Here is a 22,244-nt window from a genome sequence, read left to right as displayed (position 1 = left end):
GGTGCTGGACGGAGTGCTGCCGGTGCCAAGCTGGAACACCCCTCATCCGACCGAGCTTCGCTCGGCCACCTTCTCCCACAGGGGGAGAAGGGAGAGGCGCTGCTGCTGCCCCCGCTCCTCAAGCCCCTGCGCTATACGCAGCGATCGCCGCCATGTTGACGATGTCCGAATCCTTGGCATTGAGCGAGACGATCTGAACCGGCTTGTTCAGGCCGACCAGCAGCGGGCCGATGACGGTCGAGCCGCCGAGCTCCTGCAGCATCTTGGTCGAGATCGAGGCCGAGTGGAAGGCCGGCATGACCAGCACGTTGGCCGGGCCGGTCAGCCTGATGAACGGGTACTGCGCCATGGCGCGGGCGTTGAGCGCCACGTCTGCGGCCATCTCGCCGTCATACTCGAAATCGACGCGGCGCTTGTCGAGGATGCGCACCGCTTCCTGGACGCGCTCGGAGCGCTCGCCCTGCGGATGGCCGAAGGTTGAATAGGCGAGCATGGCGAGCCTCGGCTCGTAGCCCATGCGGCGGGCAAAACCGGCGGCCTCCTCGGCGATGTCGGCGATCTCGACGGCATCCGGCATGTCGTGCACGGCGGTGTCGGCGACAAGCACAGTGCGACCCCGCGCCAGCACGATCGACACGCCGATGACGCAGTGGCCGGGCCTTGCGTCGATGACGCGGCGGATATCGTCGAGCGCCGTCGAATAGTTGCGGGTAACGCCGGTGACGATGCCGTCGGCATCGCCCAGCGCCACCATGCAGGCGGCGAAATGGTTGCGGTCGTTATTGATCAACCGCTGGCAGTCGCGGAACAGGAAGCCTTTGCGCTGCATGCGCTCGTAGAGATAGTCGGTGTAGATCGAGTTGCGGCGCGACAGCCGCGCATTGATGATCTCGATGCCTTGCTTGCCGAGGTCGATGCCGGCGTTCCTGGCGTTTTCCTTGATGATGTCGTCGCGTCCGAGCAGGATGGCGGTGCCGAGCCGCTGGTTCACATAGGAGACGGCGGCGCGCATCACCTGCTCCTCCTCGCCCTCGGCAAAGACGATGCGCTTGGGCTGGCGGCGGACGCGGTCGTAGATGCGCTGCAGCGTTGAGGCGATCGGGTCGCGGCGGGCGGAAAGCTCCTGCGCGTAACGGTCGAGATCGAGGATCGGCTTGCGCGCGACGCCGGAGTCCATCGCCGCCTTGGCGACGGCGATCGGGATCGCCGATATCAGGCGCGGATCGAACGGCACCGGGATGATGTAGTTGGGGCCGAATTTCGGCCGGTTGCCCTGGTAGGCGGCGGCGACGTCGTCGGGCACGTCCTGGCGCGCCAGCTCTGCGAGCGCTTTGGCCGCGGCGATCTTCATGTCGTCGTTGATGGTGGTCGCCCGCACATCGAGCGCGCCGCGGAAAATGTAGGGGAAGCCAAGCACGTTGTTGACCTGGTTCGGGTAGTCGGACCGCCCCGTCGCCATGATGGCGTCGGTGCGGATCTCGGCGACCTCCTCCGGCGTGATCTCGGGGTCGGGATTGGCCATGGCGAAGATGATCGGGTTCTTGGCCATCGACTGCACCATCCTGGTGGTCAGAGTGCCCTTGGCCGAGAGGCCGAGGAATACGTCGGCGCCGTCCAGCGCCTCGGCCAGCGAGCGCGCGCCGGTTTTCACGGCGTGCGCCGATTTCCACTGGTTCATGCCTTCGGTGCGGCCCTGGAAGACCACGCCCTTGGTGTCGCACAGGATGATATTCTCAGGCGCAAAGCCCATCGCCTTCATCAATTCGATGCAGGCGATGCCGGCAGCACCGGCGCCGTTGCAGACCATTTTCGTGGTCTTCATATCGCGGCCGGTGATTTCCAGCGCGTTGATCAGGCCGGCAGCCGAGATGATGGCGGTGCCGTGCTGGTCGTCATGGAAGACCGGTATGTCCATCAGCTCGCGCAGCCGCTGCTCGATAATGAAGCATTCCGGTGCCTTGATGTCCTCGAGGTTGACGCCGCCGAAGGAGGGTCCAAGGAAACGCACGCAGTTGATGAATTCGTCGGCATCCTCGGTGTCGACCTCGAGGTCGATGGAATCGACATCGGCGAAGCGCTTGAACAGCACCGCCTTGCCTTCCATCACCGGCTTCGAGGCCAGCGCGCCGAGATTGCCGAGGCCGAGGATGGCGGTGCCGTTGGAGATGACGGCGACCATGTTGCCGCGAACCGTGTAGTCGAAGGCGCGGCTCGGGTCCTCGGCGATGGCGAGAACCGGCACGGCGACGCCCGGCGAATAGGCGAGGCTGAGATCGCGCTGCGTCGCCATCGGTTTTGTGGCGACGATCTCCAGCTTGCCCGGACGCCCCATGGCGTGGAATTCCAGCGCCTCCTGGGCGCTGACGGAGGGCCCGTTGCTCTCGGTTTTCTTGGCCATGGTACTTTTGGTTTCCTCGCCCGTACGGCACCGCTTGAGATGGGTGCGCATGCTTTCTTTTGTGGAAGGTTCGGGATTAAGGCTACACTTCGCCGCTGTAAACCGCCAAGCATGGCTTGCAAAATTTTGGAAGCAGCTTCTTGAACGACGAGACGCCCATTCGAAGCGACAACGCCACGCCGGCCTTCGCGCCGGCGACGCCGATGATGGAGCAGTATATCGAGATCAAGGCGGCGAACCCGGATTCGCTGCTGTTCTACCGCATGGGCGATTTCTACGAGCTGTTCTTCGACGACGCCGAGAAGGCAAGCCGGGCGCTCGGCATCGTGCTGACCAAGCGCGGCAGGCACCAGGGGCTCGACATCCCGATGTGCGGCGTACCGGTGCATGCCGCCGACGATTATCTGCAGAAGCTGATCGGCCAGGGGTTCCGCGTCGCCGTCTGCGAGCAGATCGAGGATCCGGCCGAGGCCAGGAAGCGCGGCGGCAAATCGGTGGTGCGCCGCGACGTCGTCCGGCTGGTCACCCCCGGCACCATCACCGAGGACAAACTGCTGGCGCCGTCGGAATCGAGTTTCCTGATGGCGCTGGGACGGGTCAAGGGCGGCAGCAGCGATACAAGAGGCGGGGAGCGCGGCAGCGCGACAGGGAACCAAGGAAGTTTCGCCCTAGCCTGGATCGAGATCTCGACCGGTGTCTTCCGCGTCGCCGAGACAACCGCCGACCGGCTGCTCGCCGATGTCTTCCGCGTCGATCCGCGCGAGCTGATCGTCGCCGAGCCGGTGTTTTACGACCCGGAGCTGAAACCGGTCTTCGACGTGCTTGGCCGCGTCGCCAGCCCGCAGCCGCCGTCGCTGTTCGATTCGGCTTCGGCCGCCGGCCGCATCGCCCGCTTCTTCGAGGTGGCAACGCCGGACAGTTTCGGCACGTTTTCGCGCGCCGAACTGTCGGCGATCTCAGGCGTCATCGCCTATGTCGAAAAGACGCAGAAGGCCGAGCGGCCGCCGCTGTCGCGGCCGGAGCGCGAGGAGCAGGGTTCGACGCTGTTCATCGACCCGGCGACGCGCGCCAATCTGGAACTGCTGCGCACGCTGTCCGGCAGCCGCGACGGATCGCTGTTCAAGGCGATCGACCGCACGGTGACCGGCGGCGGTGCAAGGCTGCTCGCCGACCGGCTGATGGCGCCGCTGACCGATCCGGCGGCAATCGCCGCAAGGCTGGACTCGGTGTCGTTCTTCCGCTCCGAGACGCGCCTTTGCCAGGCGGTGCGGACAAGCCTGAAGAGCGTTGCCGATATGCCGCGCGCGCTGTCCAGGCTGGCGCTCAACCGCGGCGGCCCGCGCGACCTCGGCGCGCTGCGCGCCGGTTTCGAAGCAGCCGGCGCCATCGCCGAACTGTTCGGCCAAACCGCCTTGCCGGGCGAACTGAGCACGGCGTTGGGAGCTATCAAGGCACTGCCGAATGAACTGGCGACGCATCTGGCGCAGGCGCTCAGCGACGAGCTGCCGTTGCTCAAGCGCGACGGCGGCTTCGTCCGCGGCGGCTACCACGCCGAACTCGACGAGATGCGGGCACTGCGCGACGAGTCGCGAAAGGTGATCGCCGGGCTGGAGCGTTCGCTGATCGACGAGACCGGCATCCGCTCGCTGAAGATCAGGCACAACAACGTATTGGGCTACTATATCGAAGTCACCGCCAATCATCATGCGCTGATGACCGGCAGCGACGGCGCCAGGGCGCGCTTCATCCATCGCCAGACCATGGCCAACGCCATGCGCTTCACCACCACCGAACTCGCCGAGCTGGAAACCAGGATCGCCAACGCCGCCGACCGGGCGCTGGCGATCGAGCTTGCCGCTTTCGAGGCGCTGATGGCAGAAGTGGTCGGCCAAGCCGACACGATCCGCGCCGGCGCCGAAGCGCTCGCCGTGCTCGACGTTTCGGCCGCGCTTGCCTTGCTTTCCGAGAGCGAGGCCTGGTGCCGGCCGCTGGTCGATGCGAGCCTTGCCTTCGAGATTGCGGGCGGACGCCACCCGGTGGTCGAACAGGCGCTGCGGCGTTCCGGCGAAGGTCCGTTCGTCGCCAATGATTGCGATCTGTCGCCGCAAGGCGATGCCAAGGCCGGCGCGATCTGGCTGCTGACTGGCCCCAATATGGGCGGCAAATCGACCTTCCTCAGGCAAAACGCGCTGATCGCCATCCTCGCCCAGACCGGCTCCTTCGTGCCGGCGGCATCAGCCCATATCGGCGTCGTCGACCGGCTGTTTTCGCGGGTCGGCGCCTCCGACGACCTGGCGCGCGGCCGCTCCACCTTCATGGTCGAGATGGTCGAGACGGCGGCGATCCTCAACCAGGCAGGCGAACGCGCACTGGTCATCCTCGATGAGATCGGCCGCGGCACCGCCACTTTCGACGGCCTGTCGATCGCCTGGGCGGCGGTCGAATATCTGCACGAGAAAAACCGCTGCCGGGCGATCTTCGCCACGCATTTCCACGAGATGACGGCGCTGGCCGGAAAACTGCCGCGGCTCTCCAACGTCACCATGCGGGTCAAGGAATGGGAGGGCGACGTGGTCTTCCTGCACGAGGTCGGCAAGGGTGCGGCCGACCGTTCCTACGGCGTCCAGGTAGCGCGGCTGGCCGGCCTGCCAGAGGCCGTCGTCGGCCGGGCCAAGGAAGTGCTGCACCAGCTTGAAGCAGGCGAGGTCTCGGGCAAGGCCAACCGTCTGGTCGACGACCTGCCGCTGTTTTCCGTGGCGGCGCAGCGGGAAGCGTCGAAGCCGGCGAAGAGTGACGGGCTGGGCGCGGCGCTAGCGGAGATCAATCCCGACGAGATGACTCCAAGGGAGGCGCTGGAAGCGCTGTACCGGCTGAAGGGGCTGGCTGGGAAGTAGTGCTCGTCCGATAGCGCTCTACGGCACCCCCCCTCTGTCCTGCCGGACTGTCCGGCAGGACAGAGGGGGGTGTGACGGAACGCTGCTTTGGCTTGCCTTCCGCCCCACCCCTCAAATCATCGCCAGGCCCGACTTCCGCCTCGGCGGCGGAAAAGCGCGATCAATTTCGGCGAAATCTTCGCTCGTGAGCTCGATCTCCAACGCCGCGACATTCTGCCGGATATGCTCCGGGCGGCTGGCCTTCGGAATGGCGATGACGCCCTCCTGCGCCATCACCCATGCAAGTGCGATCTGCGCCGACGTCGCACCGTGGCGGGCGGCGATGGCATCTAACCTGGCGTTGCGCGCCAATACCCCCTGATCGACCGGCGAATAGGCCATCAGCGGCATGCCGCGTTGCCGGCTCCACGGGGCGAGGTCGAACTCGACGCCGCGCTGCGACAGATTGTAGAGCACCTGGTTGGTCTGGACGTTGCCGCCGGCCGGCAACCGAACCAGCTCTTCCATCTCATCGGTATCGAAATTGCTGACGCCCCAATGGCGGATCTTGCCGGCCGCCTTCAACGCTTCGAACGCCTCTACCGTTTCCATCAAAGGCACACTGCCCGGCCAATGCAGCAGATAAAGATCGATGCGGTCGGTGGCGAGATGCCTCAGGCTGTTCTCGCACGCCCGTTTCACGCCAGCGCGTGAGGCATTGGACGGCAGCACCTTGGAGACCAGGAAAACCTCGTCGCGGCGACCGGCGATGGCCTCCGCCACCACCTCCTCGGCACCGCCGCCGGCATACATTTCGGCGGTGTCGATCAGCGTCATGCCGAGATCCAGCCCGAGCTTCAGGGCATTGGCCTCGTCGCCACGGCGGCGGCCGTCCTCGCCCATCTTCCAGGTGCCCTGGCCGAGCACCGGCACGGCTTCGCCGCAGGGCAGGGTGGTCGTTCTTATCGTCGAAGGCATGGCATGCTCCAGTCCGAGGCCCGGATAGCACCATAGCCGCCAAGGGAAATCCAGGCGAAGCAGAAATCCAGGTGAAGCCTCTCGCCCGGATTCCCCGACAGCGTGACGCCTACTTCACCGGATGGGCAGCGAGCCAGTCCTGCATCTGCTTGATCTCGGCTTGCTGCGCGGCGATCACTGCTTCGGCCAGCTTGCGGATTTCCGGATCCTTGCCATTGGCGAGCTCGATCTTGGCCATGTCGATGGCCGCCTGGTGATGCGGGATCATGCCGCGGGCGAAATCGACGTCGGCATTGCCGGAATATTCGATCGCCATCATGTCGGCGTGCATCTTGTCCATCGCCGCCTTGTAGCCCTCGGTCGAGGGACTCTGCGCGCCCATTGCGCCCATGTCGTGCTTCATCTCCTCGGCTTGTGCCGGAACGCTTTCGAGGAAAACAGCAAGCAGCATTCCCGCCGCCATCATCAGCAGCACGATCTTCTTGGCCAGGGTCATTCATCGTCTCCTTTTTTGAACAGGGTCTATCTGGAAGTTTTAATCAGAGTTTCAACGTCCTGAGCCGCAATGCGTTGGCGATGACCGAAACCGAAGACAGGCTCATCGCCGCCGCCGCAATCATCGGCGACAGCAGCGTGCCGGTGAGCGGATAAAGCACGCCGGCAGCAACCGGCACGCCAAGCACGTTGTAGAGGAAAGCGAAAAACAGGTTCTGGCGGATGTTGCGGATCGTGCCCTGGGCAAGCGTGCGGGCTCGGACGATGCCGTTGAGATCGCCCTTGACCAGCGTGATCCCTGCACTCTCGACCGCAACATCGGCGCCTGTGCCCATGGCGATGCCGACATCGGCGGCGGCCAGTGCTGGCGCATCGTTGACCCCGTCGCCGGCCATGGCGACGCCGGCACCGCCGGCGCGCAATTCCTCGACCAGCGCGTTCTTCTGTTCGGGCAAGAGCCCGGCACGCACCGCGTCGATGCCGAGCTTGGCGGCGATGGCCTTGGCGGTGCGCTCGTTGTCGCCGGTCGCCATGACGATCTTCAGCCCGCTGTCATGCAGTGCCTTGATCGCCTCGGCGGTGGTCGCCTTGATCGGGTCGGCGACGGCGACGAGGCCGGCGAGCCGGTTGCCGACAGCAACGAACATCGCGGTCTTGCCGTCGGCCTGCAGCGCCTCGGCGCTGGCCAGGACCGCCGCCGTGTCGATGCCGAGATCGGCCATCATCGCGGCATTGCCGAGCGCCACCTTCTGCCCCGAAACCGTGCCGGAAACACCCTTGCCGGTGACGGCCTCGAAACCGCCGGCGTCCGGGATATTCACCCCGCGTTCGCGGGCGCCGTCGACGATCGCCTCGGCCAGCGAATGCTCCGAGCCTTTTTCCAGCCCGGCGGCGAGCGCCAGCAGATCGTCTTGCGCCATCCCTTCGAAAGCGACGACGTCGGTCAGCCGCGGCCGGCCTTCGGTCAGCGTTCCCGTCTTGTCGACGATCAGCGTATCAACCGAGGCAAAGCGCTCGAGCGCCGCCGCTTCCTTGATCAGCACGCCGGCATGCGCGCCGCGCCCGGTGGCGGTCATGATCGACATTGGCGTGGCAAGGCCGAGCGCGCACGGACAGGCGATGATCAGCACCGAGACCGCCGAGACGATGGCAAAGACCAGGCTGGGTTCCGGTCCGACGATCGCCCAGGCGACGAACGCTATGATCGCGATCAGCACGACGGCCGGGACGAAGTAGAACGAGACGCGGTCGGCCAGCCCCTGGATCGGCGCGCGTGAACGCTGCGCCTTGGCGACCAGCGCGACGATGCGCGCCAGCGTCGTCTCGGCGCCGATCTTTTCGGCGCGCATGACCAGCGAGCCGTTCTTGTTGAGCGTGCCGCCGGTGAGGTTGTCGCCTTCGGTCTTTTCGACCGGCAGCGGCTCGCCTGTGATCATCGATTCATCGATGGAAGAGCGTCCTTCGAGCACAATGCCGTCGACCGGCACGGCCTCACCGGGGCGGATGCGCAGGCGGTCGCCGGCCTTGACCGTATCGAGCGGCACGTCGTTTTCGGAACCGTCCGCGCCGATCAGCCGCGCCGTCTTCGGCGCCAGGTCGAGCAGCGCACGGATCGCCGAACCGGTTTTCTCACGGGCGCGCAATTCCAACACCTGGCCGAGGAACACCAGCGCAACGATCACCGCCGCCGCCTCGAAATAGACCGGCACCGTCCCGTCATGGCCGCGGAACTGGTGCGGAAAGAGGCCCGGAAACAGCGTGGCGATGACGCTGTAGAGATAGGCTGCACCGACGCCGAGCGAAATCAGCGTCCACATATTGGGGCTGCGGTTGAGCACCGAGTCCCAGCCGCGGTGGAAGAACGGGAATGCCGCCCACAGCACCACCGGGCTGGCCAGCGCCAGCTCCAGCCAGACCTTCGCACGATCGTCGATGAAGGCCTGAAACGTCAGGCCGAGCATCGGCGCCATGGCGATGACCAGCAACGGCACGGACAGCACCGCGCTCACCCAAAAGCGCCTGGTGAAGTCGACCAGTTCCGGGTTAGGCCCCTCGTCGCCGGTCGGCACGCCCATCGGCTCCAGCGCCATTCCGCAGATCGGGCAGGAGCCGGGCTTGTCGCGGATGATTTCCGGATGCATCGGGCAGGTGTATTGCGTGCCTTTCGGCATCGCCTGCGGCGCCGGCCTGTCGCCGAGATACTTTGCCGGCTCGGCTTCGAACTTCGCCTGGCAAGCGGCGGAGCAGAAATAGAAGCCCCGGCCCTCGTGCCGCAAAAAGTGCTTGGCCGTGGCGCGATCGACGCTAATGCCGCAGACGGGATCGCTAGCGGTCAGGTATTTTTCCGGCTCGGCGACGAATTTCGCGCGGCAGCTCTCGCTGCAGAAATGATAGCGATGGCCGTCATGCTCGGCCGTCGGCTTGCCGGCAGCCGGATCGACGGTCATGCCGCAGACCGGATCGCGGACGACGGCGTCCGCAGCAGAGGAGGCGCCTTTTGCCGAGCAGCAGCTGCCATGGGCGTGATGATGGTGATCAGAATGCGTCATGCCGAAAGCCCCTGTATTTCGATGTTGCGGCGGAGGTAGTGCTTCCAGTAACTGGAAGGTCAAGGGCTGATTTCGATTTTTCGTGGCCAGGCCCCAAACTGCACCGGCCGCGGGCATGAGACGATCGTGCCGTTCCACGGCTGCGGAGAACGCGTCCGTCCGCCCCATACCCAGCGCCGCGAAAACGCGCTATAGACGCCGCCGAAACGGCGAGGCCGAACGGCATTTATGGCAAGAATATCCCTGAAGCTCGAGGAACTGATCGACGGCGAAGCCTTGCGCCGCGAGATGACCGAACTGACCGCGGCCACGGCAGGCGACGGCTCCGGCAAGGCGGCGCGCAGCGGCGTCCTCAAGCTTCTCAAAAGCCGGCTCGCCGACGGCCGCACGGTCGCCGAACGCATGCTGATGGACGATGGCAGCGGCACCGCCTGCGCCGCCCGGCTGTCGCATCTGATGGATGAGATCATCCGCGCGCTCTACGATTTCGCCGCCACCCATGTCTATCGCGTCAAAAACCCGTCATCGGCCGAGCGCATGGCGGTCGTGGCCGTCGGCGGCTATGGCCGCGGCACGCTGGCGCCCGGGTCCGACATCGACCTGCTGTTCCTGCTGCCCTACAAGCAGACGCCCTGGGGCGAGCAGATCGTCGAATACATGCTCTACATGCTGTGGGACCTCGGGCTGAAGGTCGGCCACGCCACCCGCAACATCGACGAGTGCCTCAGGCTGTCGCGCACCGACATCACCATCCGCACCTCGATCCTGGAGGCGCGCTTCCTGTGGGGCGAGCAAAAGCTCTATGACGAGCTTTTGCAGCGCTTCGACCACGAGGTGGTGCGCACCACCGGCCCCGAATATGTCCAGGCCAAGCTCGCCGAACGCGACGAGCGCCACGCCAAGGCCGGCGAGAGCCGTTACCTGGTCGAACCCAACGTCAAGGACGGCAAGGGCGGCCTGCGCGACCTGCAGACGCTGTTCTGGATCGCCAAATATTTCTACCGCGTGCGCACCGGCGAGGAACTGGTCGACAAGGGCGTCTTCACCGACGCCGAATACAGGGAATTCCAGAAGGCCGAGGATTTCCTATGGGCGGTGCGCTGCCACATGCATTTCCTCACCGGCAAGGCCGAGGAGCGGCTGCATTTCGACATCCAGCGCGACATTGCCGAGCGGCTGGGCTACACCACCCATCCCGGCCTGTCGGCGGTCGAACGCTTCATGAAGCACTACTTCCTCGTCGCCAAGGATGTCGGCGACCTGACCCGCATTTTCTGCGCCGCGCTGGAAGAAGAGCAGGCCAAGCATGTGCCGGGCTTCAACCGCATCTTTCTGACCTTTTCGCGCCGCAAGCGTAAGCTCGCCGGCACGGCCGATTTCATCGTCGACAACCACCGCATCAACATTGCCGACGACGAGGTGTTCGAGCGCGATCCGGTCAACCTGCTCAGGCTGTTCTGGTTTGCCGACAAGCATGGCCTGGAATTTCACCCCGATGCGCTGAAGCTTTTGACCCGCTCTCTCGGCCTCGTCGGCAAGGCGCTCAGGCGCGACGAGGAGGCCAACCGGCTGTTCCTCGATATCTTGACCTCGGACCGCAACGCCGAGCTCAATCTGCGGCGCATGAACGAGGCCGGACTGCTTGCCAAGCTGATCCCGGACTTCGGCAAGATCGTCGCCATGATGCAGTTCTCGATGTACCACCACTACACCGTGGACGAGCATTTGATCCGCTGCATCGGCGTACTGGCCGAGATCGAGCGCGGCGACGGCGAAAAGGTCCATCCACTCGCCCACTCGCTGATGCCGGGGCTGAAGAAGAGCCGCGAGGCGCTCTATGTCGCCGTGCTGCTGCACGACATCGCCAAGGGCAGGCCGGAGGACCATTCGCAAGCCGGCGCCAGGATCGCCCGGCGCATCTGCCCGCATATGGGGCTGTCGCCGGCCGACACCGAAACGGTTGCCTGGCTGGTCGAGAACCACCTCGTCATGTCGATGACGGCGCAGACCCGCGATCTCAACGACCGCAAGACGATCGAGGATTTTGCCGCCATCGTGCAGTCGGTCGAACGGCTGAAGATGCTGCTTGTGCTTACCGTCTGCGATATCCGCGGCGTCGGGCCTGGGGTCTGGAACGGCTGGAAGGGCCAGTTGCTGCGTACGCTCTACTACGAGACCGAGCTTTTGTTGACCGGCGGGTTTTCGGAGGTGTCGCGCGCCAAACGGACGGCGGCGGCGCGCGAACAACTGGCCGAGGCGCTTGCCGACTGGCCGGAAAAGGCCCGCAAGCGTTATGTCGGCCAGCACTACGAGAACTATCTGCTGGCGGTCGATCTTCCCGACCAGCTCCGCCATGCCGAATTCATCCGCGAGGCCGATCACGCCGGCAAGAAGCTCGCCACCATGGTCAAAACCCACCAGTTCGAGGCGGTGACCGAGATCACCGTGCTGGCGCAGGACCATCCGCGCCTGCTCTCGGTGATTGCCGGCGCCTGTGCCGCGGCCGGCGGCAACATCGTCGACGCGCAGATCTTCACCACCTCGGACGGCCGCGCGCTCGACACCATCCTGATCTCGAGGGAGTTCGACCGCGACGAGGACGAGCGCCGCCGTGCCGAGCGCGTCGGCCGGCTGATCGAGGACGTGCTGTCGGGCAAGAGCTGGCTGCCCGAAATGATCGAGAAGCGCACCAAGCCGCGGCGCGGCGCCAAGGTTTTCCGTATTCCGCCACGCGCCGAGATCCGCAACACGCTGTCGAACCGTTTCTCGGTGATCGAGGTCGAGGGGCTGGACAGGCCGGGCCTTCTGTCGGAGATCACCGGCATGTTGTCGGACCTGTCGCTCGACATCGCCTCGGCCCACATCACCACCTTCGGCGAAAAAGTCATCGACACGTTCTACGTCACCGATCTCACCGGCCAGAAGATCGACAGCCCGTCGCGTACGGCGACCATCCGCAACAGGCTGATCGCGGTGCTCGAGGGCACGGCGTCCGAGCGCGGCAAGACCAAAACGGCCGCCGAGTGACGGTTACCTTCCATTTGCCCCAATCGCACAGGCAGTCTTCAAGCGCATGAGCCTTGTCAAGAAATTCGCCACGGTCGCTTCCGGCACGCTGATGAGCCGCGCCCTCGGTTTCGGCCGCGAGATGCTGATGGCTGCCGCACTCGGCACCGGGCCGATCGCCGACGCCTTCAACGCCGCCTTCCAGTTTCCCAACACCTTTCGCCGGCTGTTCGCCGAAGGCGCCTTCAATGCCGCCTTCGTGCCGCTGTTCGCCAAGGAGATCGAGACACACGGCACCGACGGCGCCAAGCGCTTTTCCGAAGAGGTGTTCGGCGTCTTGTTCACGGCGCTTCTGGCGCTGACCATCGCCATGGAACTGGCGATGCCGCTGATCGTGCGCTATCTGGTGGCGCCGGGCTTTGCCGACACGCCGGGAAAATTCGAGACGACGGTGGCGCTGGCGACCGTCATGTTCCCCTACCTGATCTGCATGTCGCTCGGCGCCATGATGGCCGGCATGCTGAATTCGCTGCGCCGCTATTTCGCCGCTGCGGTGGCGCCGGTGTTCCTCAACGTCATCCTTATCGCCGTGCTTGCCTATGCCTGGTACAAGGGTTCGGACGCCCGCACCGTTGGTTTCGGCCTGGCTTGGGGCGTGCTGGCGGCCGGCCTGGTGCAGCTGGCGATCGTCTGGGCGGCGGTGCGCCATGCCAGCATTTCGATCGGCTTCCGGCGGCCGAAGATGACGCCGAACGTCAAGCGGCTGCTGATCCTGGCGCTGCCGGCGGCGATCACCGGCGGCATCACCCAGATCAACCAGCTGATCGGCACGGCGATCGCATCGGCGCAGGACAGTGCGGTGTCGTCGCTGGCCTATGCCGACCGCGTCTACCAGCTGCCGCTGGGCGTCGTCGGCGTCGCTGTCGCCATCGTGCTGTTGCCGGAACTGTCGCGGGCGCTGAAATCGGGCAATCTGGTCGAGGCCGCCAATCTGCAGAACCGCTCGGTCGAGTTTACCCTTTTCATGACCTTGCCTGCGGCGGCCGCGCTGCTGGTCATGTCCGAGCCGATCGTGCGGCTGGTCTATGAGCGCGGCGCCTTTGCCGCCAACAATTCGACGCCGACGGTCGCGGCAATCCTGGCGATCTTCGGGCTCGGCCTGCCGGCCTTCGTGCTGATCAAGGCGTTCACCCCAGGCTATTTCGCTCGCGAGGACACGCGCACGCCGATGATTTTCGCCGCCATCTCGGTGGCGGTTAACATTACGACGGCACTGACGCTGTTTCCGACGATGGGCGCGCCCGGCATTGCCGTTGCCTCCGCTGTCGCCGGCTGGGTCAATGCGGCGATGCTGCTCGCCGTGCTGATCCGGCGCGGCCATTGGGGCCGCGACGTGCCGCTCATGAAACGCATCCCGCGGCTGGTGCTGTCGGCGGCGGTGATGGCCGCGGCGCTCTATTTTGCCGAACACTGGTTCGCCGCAAGTCTCGGCTCCGGCTCGCTGCTGGTGATCAAGGCGGTAACCCTGCTTGCGCTCGTCGCCGGCGGGGCGCTGCTTTACTTCGTCACCGCCTTCGCCACCGGCGGCGCCGATTTCGGCATGATCCGCCGCAATATCGGGCGCAAGGGCTCCCAGCCGGTCAAGGAGCAATCTCCGGATCCGTGAGGGGGAAAATTCATCAGCGCCAATTTTGTTCTTGCTTTGTGCCGGCAGCTATGCTATTAATCTCAGTATGGTGCTAATTGGCTCCAACGACCCGCCCACCGAGGCGGGTTTTTGTTTCTGGTCGGCGCCATCCCTCAAACAGCCTTCTGTTCGGCCGACGTCAAAGCCTGCGCGCCCTGGCCCACGCCCCTCTTGATCGTCTCCTCGCTCTCGTCCATAAGCGCGCCGTCGCAAGACTTTCGCCGCGCGCGAAACGGCCCTCCACAAGCCAGGGAAACACCATGACCGATCAGCCCCCCTTCAAACCGCTCGTTTTTTCCGGCGTCCAGCCAACCGGCAATCTGCATCTCGGCAATTATCTCGGCGCCATCAAGAAATTCGTCGCCCTGCAGGACACCTCCGACTGTATCTATTGCGTCGTCGATCTGCATTCGCTGACCGCACAGCTCGTCCATGAGGATCTGCAGGACCAGACGCGGTCGATCACCGCGGCGTTTCTCGCCTCGGGCATCGACCCGACCAAGCACATCGTCTTCAACCAGTCGCGGGTGATGCAGCACGCCGAGCTTGCCTGGATCTTCAACTGCGTGGCGCGCATCGGTTGGATGAACCGCATGACGCAATTCAAGGACAAGGCCGGCAAGGACCGCGAGAACGCCTCGCTCGGCCTGCTCGCCTATCCCTCCCTGATGGCCGCCGACATCCTGGTCTACCGCGCCACCCACGTACCGGTCGGCGACGACCAGAAGCAGCATCTGGAGCTGACCCGCGACATTGCGCAGAAGTTCAACAACGACTTTTCGCATCGCATCGCAGCGCTTGGCGTCGGCGTCGAGATGCAGGTCGGCGAAGAGACGGTGAACGGCTATTTCCCGCTGACCGAGCCGGTCATCGGCGGCCCGGCGGCGCGCATCATGTCGCTGCGCGACGGTTCGAAGAAGATGTCGAAGTCCGACCCGTCGGACTTGTCGCGCATCAACCTGACCGACGATGCCGACGCCATCTCGAAGAAGATCCGCAAGGCCAAGACCGACCCGGAGGCTTTGCCCGGCGAACTGGACGGGCTTGCCGGCCGGCCGGAAGCAGAAAACCTCGTCGGTATCTATGCCGGCCTCGCCGAAATCTCGAAAGAGGCGGTGCTCAAGGAATATGGCGGCCAGCAGTTTTCGGTGTTCAAGCCGGCGCTGGCCGACCTTGCGGTGGAAAAACTGGCGCCGATCGCCGGCGAGATGCGCCGCATCTCCAGCGACCGCGCCTATGTCGACGCGGTGCTGCGCGATGGCGGCGAGCGTGCCGGCACATTGGCCGAAGCGACCATGAAGACCGTGCGCGACATTATCGGCCTGCTGCAAGGCTAATGCGTGTCGCGCAAAAGTGTGCAGCGGTTTTGCGATAACGACATGCATAAAACAAGAACCTGAAGCGCGTCGCTGGTCGAACGCGACGCGCTTTAAGCTGCACCAGCATTGCCACAGCCGCCGGTCGCTTGCGGGCGGGCTGTGGCGGTGGCAGATTGCGGCCGAAACCATCGAACAGGGTGAATATGGTCTCCAAACGCCTCAGCCGCGAAGTCGGTCATCGCCGCAAGTTCCTGGCGATCATCGACGACACGCCCGAATGCGAGCGCGCCGTCGCCTACGCCTCGAAGCGGGCGCAAAGCACGGGCGGCGTGCTGGTGCTGCTCTATGTCATCGAGCCGGATGATTTCCAGCACTGGCTGGGCGTCGAGAAGATCATGCGCGAGGAGGCGAACGCCACGGCGCGCGCCGCACTCGACAGCTACGCCAACAAGGTGCGCCAGAAGCTCGGCATCGAGCCGGAACTGGTGGTCCGCGAAGGCAAGCCGACCGAAGAGATCCACAAGCTGATCGAGGAAGACCAGGACATCGCCATCCTGGTGCTGGCGGCAGGCGCCGGCAAGGAAGGGCCTGGGCCGCTGGTCGGCGCGGTCGCCGGCAAGGGCGCCGCCTTTCCGATTCCCGTCACGGTGGTGCCGCAGAACCTGTCGGACGAGGAGATCGACAGCCTCGCCTGAGATGTGCTGATATTCAGGTGAGGCCGGCCTGCAAATGGCGGCTTCCTGCGCTTCCGGTGCTCACGTACCAAAAGTACGCTCCGCTCCGGTTCTCGGAAACCACCATTTTCGGCTCGGCCTGACCTGAATCTCAACACATCTCCAATCGTTTCAGCGAACTAGCAAAACATTCCGCCAGCCAGCCGTTCTCCCCGATGCCTTTCGCTTGAATGTCGGGCGGATAAAGCCTAATTAGAATTATTCCAAACTAGCTGCCCGAAATGGGCACGGAGACGGCCATGTTCATCCAGACCGAGTCGACGCCAAACCCGGCGACGCTGAAATTCCTGCCCGGCAAGGAAGTGCTGCAAGAAGGCACCGCCGATTTCCGTGATGCCGACAGCGCCGCGACGGCTTCGCCGTTGGCCGGCCGGCTGTTCGAGATCCCCGGCGTCACCGGCGTCTTCTTCGGCTATGATTTCATCACCGTGACCAAGGACGGCCCCGACTGGCAGCATCTGAAGCCGGCTATCCTCGGCGCCATCATGGAGCATTTCATGTCCGGCGCGCCGGTGATGGCCAAGGCCGGCCCCGCCGCCGAGACCAGCCAGACCGGCGAATTCTACGACAAGGCCGACGAGGAGCTGGTCGTCACCATCAAGGAGCTGCTCGACACGCGGGTGCGCCCGGCGGTGGCCCAGGACGGCGGCGACATCACCTTCCGCGGCTTCGAGAACGGCACCGTGTTCCTGCACATGAAGGGCGCCTGCGCCGGCTGCCCGTCGTCGACGGCGACGCTGAAGCACGGCATCCAGAACCTGCTCCGGCACTTTGTGCCGGAAGTGCAGCACGTCGAACAGGTCTCCTGACGCACCGTTCCATCGTCAACGTCGATAGACAACAAAAAACCGGGCCAAAGTGCCCGGTTTTCTGTTTGCGACGTCTGTGTTGTTGCCTAGACGGTCCGCGTATAAGGGTTTTATATCACAATGACCTTGGCGCCGACCGAGGTGCGGTCGTAGAGGTCGATAATGTCCTGGTTCATCAGCCGGATGCAGCCCGACGACATCGCCTTGCCGATCGAATTCCATTCCGGGCTGCCATGCAGGCGATAACCCATGTCGCCGCCCTTGTTGAACAGGTACATGGCGCGCGCGCCGAGCGGGTTCTTCAACCCCGGCTCCATGCCACCGGCAAACTTGGCCAACTCCGGCTGGCGCTTGATCATCTGCGAAGGCGGTGTCCAGGTCGGCCATTCGCGCTTCAGCGCGATATGGGCGGTGCCGTGCCATTCGAAACCCTCACGGCCGACGCCGATGCCGTAGCGCATCGCCTCGCCGTCGCCCATGACGAAATAGAGGAACTTGTTCTGCGTATCGACGATAATGGTGCCCGGCTTTTCCCTGGTGTCGTAGTCGACGATCTGCCGGCGGTATTTGAACGGCACCTTTTCGATCGGAACGCGCGGCAGGTGATAGCCGGCGTCGGTCACCGCGCCGTAGTTGTTGGTGAAGATCTGCGAGCCGATGGTGCTGCAACCGGCGACAGCCGTCGACAGCGCCAGGGCCGCGACGATTGCAAGTGACTTCATGCGCATGAAAAGGTCCGATGCCTGCCCAAACAACAGCGGCTCGAGTCGGCCGCTTTCTTCATCTTCATTCATGCTGGCATTTGCTTTGCTTGCCAAGCGGGCGATGCCTATATCCTTGGACTTGCGTGCTGGTAAACCCGCGACTATGGCATTTCGGCAACAGCCCCCGCAGGATTATGTTGCAAAATCAATGGGGCCAGGAACAAGGACCAGGAGACGAAGAAATCACCCATGAAGTCGGCGACGCTGCCCGGCGCTCTGGCCTGCGGCCAAGACCATCCGTTGCTACGAGGAGATCGGCCTGAAACGCGGCCGCCGCAGGGGAAAGTCCAGACGGGCCGGGTTTAATAAAGGACGCCGCGAAGCACGGTCCAAGCCAGAAGCCCGAACGTGCCGATCACCACCAATGCACCAAGGACCGTGCCGATCTTTTCAGGCAATCCATCGGGGCGACCAGGATCGTCGGCCATTCAACTATCGATCATGACGTAGGCCGCACCAAACACGGCAACGATAATTGCCCCAAGCACCGCCCAGCCTCTGATGGCCGAGCGGATTTCCTCCGGCGTCGCCGATTTCCGGTCGTCATCTTCCGTCATCTAATGCTCCTCCTAAAATCCGTGGCAGACATTGAAAACGCAAGCTGCAACGTGCGCCGTTCGAGAGCAAGCGTTCCCCAGCCTTCGACACTCCGCAAAGCGCGGACGGCGGTCACGATCCTGGCGGGCGATAGCGGATCGACTTCGCCCTCCCAAGCGCGTCCATCGTCTCTTCGACACTTAACAGGACGGTGGTTTCGTATGAGCTGAGCGCGCCTCCCGCACCGATGGCGAGCATGACGGATGCCATCGACACGTTGTCCGGCGCCTCCCATAGGTTCCAGCCATCGTACTCCCCGAAGGCATACCAGAACCCGTGCAGCTTTCCGCCGACCGACTCGATGTAGGAACGGGCAGCCTCGCGTCTGTCCTCGGGATTATCCATCAAGCGCGCCCAGGTTTCGGGCCTGTAGCTGAATCGCGTGAGATACATCGGCATGGTTCGTCTCCTCCCAGAGCTGCCCCCACCAAGACAGTTAAGCGCCCCAATCCGGGAGAACGCGAGTCGTTTCCGAGGCGTAGTACCGCTGGCTTAGTTGCGGGGCCGCTAATAGACCTGTTTCAATTGCCTTTTCCCAAGGGGAGTAAGGTCAATGGCCGCATATCTCATTGCTGATGTAGACGTAACCGACGCCGCCGTTTTCGAGGAATACCGCCGGGACGTGCCGGCAACCGAAGCCCGCTACGGGGGAAGGTACATCGCTCGCGGCGGAGCCACCAAAGTTCTGGAGGGCGATTGGGAACCTCATCGCCTCGTCATTGTCGAATTCCCGGACATGGCCTCCCTCCTGGCATGGTACGACTCTCCAGAATACGGCCGTCTCAAAGCCATCCGCGAACGCTGCGCAAAGACCAGGATCATTGCCCTGGAGGGCATGATGCCGGTTAGTTAAAAGTCGAATATCTACGCATGTCACGGCGAGGACAGGCCCGACTGCCCGATTTTGGAGGATATGCCGGGCGGCGGACGGCTTGCGACAAGCGTGCTTCGGCGACGGCTGGGTATCCTGGCATCGACGGGTTGACTGCGCTGATGGATTGGGCATAGAGGCACCGAGGTCTGAGGGCGGGACGGTGACGCATCGGTCTGCAAAACCGACGTAGTGGGTTCAATTCCCACTCAGACCTCCAGCCGCGCAACACCCGGCGCTGATTTGTTCCGCTGTAATCAATTATAGACGCATCCTAAAATGTTGATGCCGGCCGGTCGAGGACCATATTCCTGTTCGTCTTTGGGTTCGTCGAACAGATAATCGCCGGAAAAGTCCGCACGATCTTCGTCCGCAGTACCGCCCTCATAGGCAGGGCGCGCGGGGTGAGACCAAACGCATCTATGCGCTCATTGAACGGGACCTCCATATCAATATGGACCCAACACCGGATCGGCAGGCGATGTTTGACCTAGGGTTGTGTCATGGCGTTGAAAATGCCGGCGCCAACTATCGCACATAAGGCTGCGGCCCCAAGCCCTCCCACAATGATGCACCACCAGGCGCGGCCATTTCCCCGAAGCATGGGATTCATTTTTATCATCCGTCGCGCCAGAAGCCCCTGGTAAAGCGCATAACAAGACCCGAAACCGGCAAGCCAAACGACGGAAAATACGATGCCCCGCATGAGCATCCTATTGAGCCTAGTCTGCTCGACCGTCAAACTTGCATTCTCAGTAACCATGCTTCGCCACCTTTTTTGATTACGCTGCGACCACTATCGGGCCTGCAGCGGTGAATATTAGATCAACGGCGACGCCTCGCGAAAACATAGCTCCCCTCACCCGTAGGAATTGCATTGCCACCACCGGCTACAAACATTTGCGGGTGCTTGCTGCCGCCAAAGCTATCCTCGACGCTGTTAAGTTGTTGGAAGGGGGCGCGCTCTGCCAGCCATTCCTGTATGCTCTCGAAGAGAATGGGCAGGCCGTTCGGGCTCGATCGATCTTCAGCAGAAGACGTACAAAGCACCACACCGCTCACGACGCTCATTGTGACTTAGCCATTGCCTAACGGGCCTTCTTGCCCGTCTCCAGCCGTTCGAAAGCAGCTTCTTCGTTGTGGAAGTGTGGCTCGAAAAGGACACCCATAACCCGGATTCCTACTGTGGATTCAAGGTATCAGGCACATCGCCGTGTTTGTAAAGTGCGTAATCGCCCTGCAAAAACCGGTTCAAACCGTGAACAAAATCTGCCATGGTATCCTCCATGCCGATCATCTCACCTCTACCCCTCAATCCGCTCATCGACGGCCGCCAGTCGGAGCGCGCCATGCTGGTCAGGCGTGGCGTGCAGCGGCTGCTCAGGCAGATGGGCGCGCATGTCTTGCCCGAACTGTCGCTGGCCACCGGGCGCCGCGCCGATCTCGTGGCGCTGACCCGCCAGGGCGAAATCTGGATCATCGAGATCAAGTCCTCGGTCGAGGATTTCAGGGTCGACCGCAAATGGCCGGACTACCGGCTGCATTCCGACCGCTTCTTCTTCGCCACCCATCCCGGCGTGCCCCAGGAGATCTTTCCGGAGGAGTGCGGCTTCATTCTCTCCGACGGGTACGGCGCCGAGATTTTGCGCGATGCGCCCGAGCACCGCATGGCAGCGGCGACGCGCAAGGCGCTGATGCTGCGGATCGCACGCGCCGGTGCGTCGCGGCTGCTCGCGGCCGAGCTTGCCGGCGTGTCGGTGCCGGCGCTGGACGGCGAGAGCGAGTAGGGGGGTGCGTTCGTCGTGATTTCAGACGTCGTGCTGCCCCTCGTCCGGCCGCTGCGCGGGTGAGGGGGCATCTTCCCAAATGCGATAGCCCTGCGGAAGCGAGGATGAGAACCGCTATTCCACGATGCGGTAGATGTTCCACAGGCTGGTGCCCGACACCACGTAGGGCTCCATCTCCTTGCCCCATTTGGCGTGCGCGTCGATCTTGCCGATCCTGGCGAAGAACGCCTCCAACTGGCGAGGCTTTCGACCTGGTGATGTGACCCGACCGTCGCTTCCCGCGCGCCGATTCGGTCATGATCTGGAACTTGAGGTCGTCGAGACCGGCCTGCGAGCCGATCTCGCGTTCCCATTCTTTAACAGTTCGAGCACGGTCTGCTTGTGGCCGAACTTGGCGTCGATCTGCCATCTGGCACTGAACATCGCCGCCTCCTTATTCGTCCCAGGCCTGCACGACCGTCTGCCGTGCGATCTGGCCGTTCTTCAGCTCCAGCATCGCCGCGCAGAATACCTTGGTCCCGTCCGGATAGGAGCAGGCCTGGGTGAAGGCGAGGTTGTTGCCGTCGGCAATGGTGGTGTCGACCTTGTGGGTCATCGCCCGGCTGCAAATGTCGTCCCAGAACGTGGTGATCGCAGCGCGCCCGCGGATTTCGCGCGGCTTGCTCGGCGGGTTGTTGCGGTCGATCACCCGCACCAATGCGTCGTCGGCATAGAAGCTCGCCAGCAATTTTCCATCACGGCCCTCAATCGCCTTCTTGATCGCAGCGCCGTCTATCGTCTGTGTCTTGGTCAGCATTTTTTCCTCCATAGGCCCGTCTTCACCGGGCGTTCAGTTGATCAGAACCGCCCGGCGCTCATAGACGGGCAGGTGGTTCACTGCGACTTCGCCTTGACGGCCGCGAACACCTCGTCGGACTGCTTCTTGAAAGTGGCGAGATCGACCTGGCTGCCGTTGAGCATCGTCGACCAGTGGCGCACGATCGCCGCCATCGCCACCGCCTCCTTGATCTCCTCGTCGCTGGCGCCATTGAGCTTGGCCGCCTGCGTGTGGAAATAGATGCAGTACTGGCAGGGGATCTGCGAGGCGACGGCGAGGCCCATCAGTTCCTTGGTCTTGCCGTCGAGCGCGGTGTTCGGGTTGAGCTGCACGCCCTTGATCTCGGCCCAGGCGCCGGCAACGGCGACATCCGGCAGCGTCTTGAACATGTCCGGCACCGAGCCGAGCGTTGCCTGGATGTCCTTGTAGGCAGCCGTCGCCGAGGCGTCTTCGGCCTTGGCAGGAGCGATCGCCAACAGCGCGCCGACGCCTGCCGCCAGCACCAGTGATTTGAGTGTCGACTTCAGCATTTTATTCCTCCCTTCGCAGCGCCTTTCCCG

At 63.8% G+C, this 22,244-nt stretch carries 19 protein-coding genes and 1 tRNA gene; 9 read left to right on the top strand and 11 right to left on the bottom strand.

Annotation, left to right across the window (positions count from 1 at the left end; genetic code table 11):
- Nucleotides 1–118 precede the first annotated feature (118 nt).
- On the bottom strand, nt 119–2,398 hold the full coding sequence (locus NKI41_RS03215) for an NADP-dependent malic enzyme (RefSeq protein WP_352681371.1): 2,280 nt from the start codon (nt 2,396–2,398) through the stop codon (nt 119–121).
- 203 nt (nt 2,399–2,601) lie between these two features.
- Here NKI41_RS03215 and mutS point away from each other — a divergent pair, with 203 nt between their 5' ends.
- Entirely contained in the window at nt 2,602–5,292 is a 2,691-nt protein-coding gene (mutS, locus tag NKI41_RS03210; protein WP_352681559.1) for a DNA mismatch repair protein MutS, read from the top strand.
- Between the two features lie 111 nt (nt 5,293–5,403).
- Here mutS and NKI41_RS03205 read toward each other — a convergent pair whose 3' ends face one another.
- The 3 genes from NKI41_RS03205 to NKI41_RS03195 all read right to left on the bottom strand — a co-directional run bounded on the left by NKI41_RS03205 (nt 5,404) and on the right by NKI41_RS03195 (nt 9,293).
- Complete coding sequence (locus NKI41_RS03205; RefSeq protein WP_352681369.1) at nt 5,404–6,249, bottom strand: aldo/keto reductase; 846 nt, start codon at nt 6,247–6,249, stop codon at nt 5,404–5,406.
- 109 nt (nt 6,250–6,358) lie between these two features.
- Complete coding sequence (gene copM, locus NKI41_RS03200) at nt 6,359–6,745, bottom strand: CopM family metallochaperone (protein WP_352540444.1); 387 nt, start codon at nt 6,743–6,745, stop codon at nt 6,359–6,361.
- 43 nt (nt 6,746–6,788) lie between these two features.
- Nucleotides 6,789–9,293 carry a heavy metal translocating P-type ATPase gene (locus tag NKI41_RS03195; protein ID WP_352681367.1) on the bottom strand — a complete coding sequence of 835 codons (2,505 nt, stop codon included), beginning with the start codon at nt 9,291–9,293 and terminating at the stop codon, nt 6,789–6,791.
- 228 nt (nt 9,294–9,521) lie between these two features.
- Between NKI41_RS03195 and NKI41_RS03190 the strand changes: the two genes are divergently transcribed.
- The 5 genes from NKI41_RS03190 to NKI41_RS03170 all read left to right on the top strand — a co-directional run bounded on the left by NKI41_RS03190 (nt 9,522) and on the right by NKI41_RS03170 (nt 16,848).
- Entirely contained in the window at nt 9,522–12,320 is a 2,799-nt protein-coding gene (locus tag NKI41_RS03190) for a [protein-PII] uridylyltransferase (protein ID WP_352681365.1), read from the top strand.
- A 46-nt stretch (nt 12,321–12,366) separates the two neighbouring features.
- Entirely contained in the window at nt 12,367–13,965 is a 1,599-nt protein-coding gene (gene murJ, locus NKI41_RS03185; protein WP_352681363.1) for a murein biosynthesis integral membrane protein MurJ, read from the top strand.
- 281 nt (nt 13,966–14,246) lie between these two features.
- Nucleotides 14,247–15,323, top strand: a complete 1,077-nt coding sequence (gene trpS / locus NKI41_RS03180; RefSeq protein ID WP_352681361.1) for a tryptophan--tRNA ligase — start codon at nt 14,247–14,249, stop codon at nt 15,321–15,323.
- Between the two features lie 185 nt (nt 15,324–15,508).
- A complete protein-coding gene (locus NKI41_RS03175; protein ID WP_352681359.1) occupies nt 15,509–16,000 on the top strand; it encodes a universal stress protein in 492 nt (163 codons plus the stop codon).
- A gap of 278 nt (nt 16,001–16,278) precedes the next feature.
- Complete coding sequence (locus tag NKI41_RS03170) at nt 16,279–16,848, top strand: NifU family protein (RefSeq protein ID WP_023676386.1); 570 nt, start codon at nt 16,279–16,281, stop codon at nt 16,846–16,848.
- A gap of 110 nt (nt 16,849–16,958) precedes the next feature.
- On the opposite strand, the gene NKI41_RS03165 is transcribed toward NKI41_RS03170, so the two are convergent.
- The 4 genes from NKI41_RS03165 to NKI41_RS03150 all read right to left on the bottom strand — a co-directional run bounded on the left by NKI41_RS03165 (nt 16,959) and on the right by NKI41_RS03150 (nt 18,608).
- The gene (locus NKI41_RS03165) at nt 16,959–17,576 is read right to left on the bottom strand and encodes a L,D-transpeptidase (protein ID WP_352448678.1); all 618 of its coding nucleotides are present in this window, start codon (nt 17,574–17,576) and stop codon (nt 16,959–16,961) included.
- 338 nt (nt 17,577–17,914) lie between these two features.
- The gene (locus tag NKI41_RS03160) at nt 17,915–18,040 is read right to left on the bottom strand and encodes a hypothetical protein (protein WP_352467528.1); all 126 of its coding nucleotides are present in this window, start codon (nt 18,038–18,040) and stop codon (nt 17,915–17,917) included.
- The gene (locus NKI41_RS03155; protein WP_302893588.1) at nt 18,041–18,169 is read right to left on the bottom strand and encodes a hypothetical protein; all 129 of its coding nucleotides are present in this window, start codon (nt 18,167–18,169) and stop codon (nt 18,041–18,043) included. It abuts the gene before it with no gap.
- A 112-nt stretch (nt 18,170–18,281) separates the two neighbouring features.
- Nucleotides 18,282–18,608 carry a GYD domain-containing protein gene (locus NKI41_RS03150; RefSeq protein WP_352613828.1) on the bottom strand — a complete coding sequence of 109 codons (327 nt, stop codon included), beginning with the start codon at nt 18,606–18,608 and terminating at the stop codon, nt 18,282–18,284.
- 154 nt (nt 18,609–18,762) lie between these two features.
- On the opposite strand from NKI41_RS03150, the gene NKI41_RS03145 reads away from it, so the two are divergent.
- Together NKI41_RS03145 and NKI41_RS03140 are read left to right on the top strand one after the other, a co-directional pair.
- Nucleotides 18,763–19,062, top strand: a complete 300-nt coding sequence (locus NKI41_RS03145; RefSeq protein WP_352613829.1) for a DUF1330 domain-containing protein — start codon at nt 18,763–18,765, stop codon at nt 19,060–19,062.
- Between the two features lie 164 nt (nt 19,063–19,226).
- Nucleotides 19,227–19,300 (top strand) — tRNA-Cys (locus NKI41_RS03140).
- Nucleotides 19,301–19,905: 605 nt separating this feature from the next.
- Here NKI41_RS03140 and NKI41_RS03135 read toward each other — a convergent pair.
- Complete coding sequence (locus NKI41_RS03135) at nt 19,906–20,151, bottom strand: hypothetical protein (RefSeq protein ID WP_352681357.1); 246 nt, start codon at nt 20,149–20,151, stop codon at nt 19,906–19,908.
- Between the two features lie 215 nt (nt 20,152–20,366).
- Here NKI41_RS03135 and NKI41_RS03130 point away from each other — a divergent pair, with 215 nt between their 5' ends.
- Nucleotides 20,367–20,867, top strand: a complete 501-nt coding sequence (locus NKI41_RS03130; RefSeq protein WP_352681355.1) for an MmcB family DNA repair protein — start codon at nt 20,367–20,369, stop codon at nt 20,865–20,867.
- Nucleotides 20,868–21,300: 433 nt separating this feature from the next.
- Here the strand turns inward: NKI41_RS03130 and NKI41_RS03125 are convergent, their stop codons facing one another.
- Both NKI41_RS03125 and NKI41_RS03120 read right to left on the bottom strand, forming a co-directional pair.
- Nucleotides 21,301–21,663 (bottom strand): nuclear transport factor 2 family protein, encoded by a 363-nt coding sequence (locus NKI41_RS03125; protein WP_352448516.1) that lies wholly within the window; start codon nt 21,661–21,663, stop codon nt 21,301–21,303.
- A gap of 77 nt (nt 21,664–21,740) precedes the next feature.
- Nucleotides 21,741–22,214, bottom strand: coding sequence for a carboxymuconolactone decarboxylase family protein (locus NKI41_RS03120; RefSeq protein ID WP_352681353.1), 474 nt, complete (start codon nt 22,212–22,214; stop codon nt 21,741–21,743).
- Between the last annotated feature and the right edge of the window lie 30 nt (nt 22,215–22,244).

This window comes from Mesorhizobium sp. M0601 (assembly GCF_040320845.1).
Taxonomy (GTDB): domain Bacteria; phylum Pseudomonadota; class Alphaproteobacteria; order Rhizobiales; family Rhizobiaceae; genus Mesorhizobium.
Note: the sequence above shows the minus strand (reverse complement) of the source record. Positions and strands in the feature narration are given on the sequence as shown.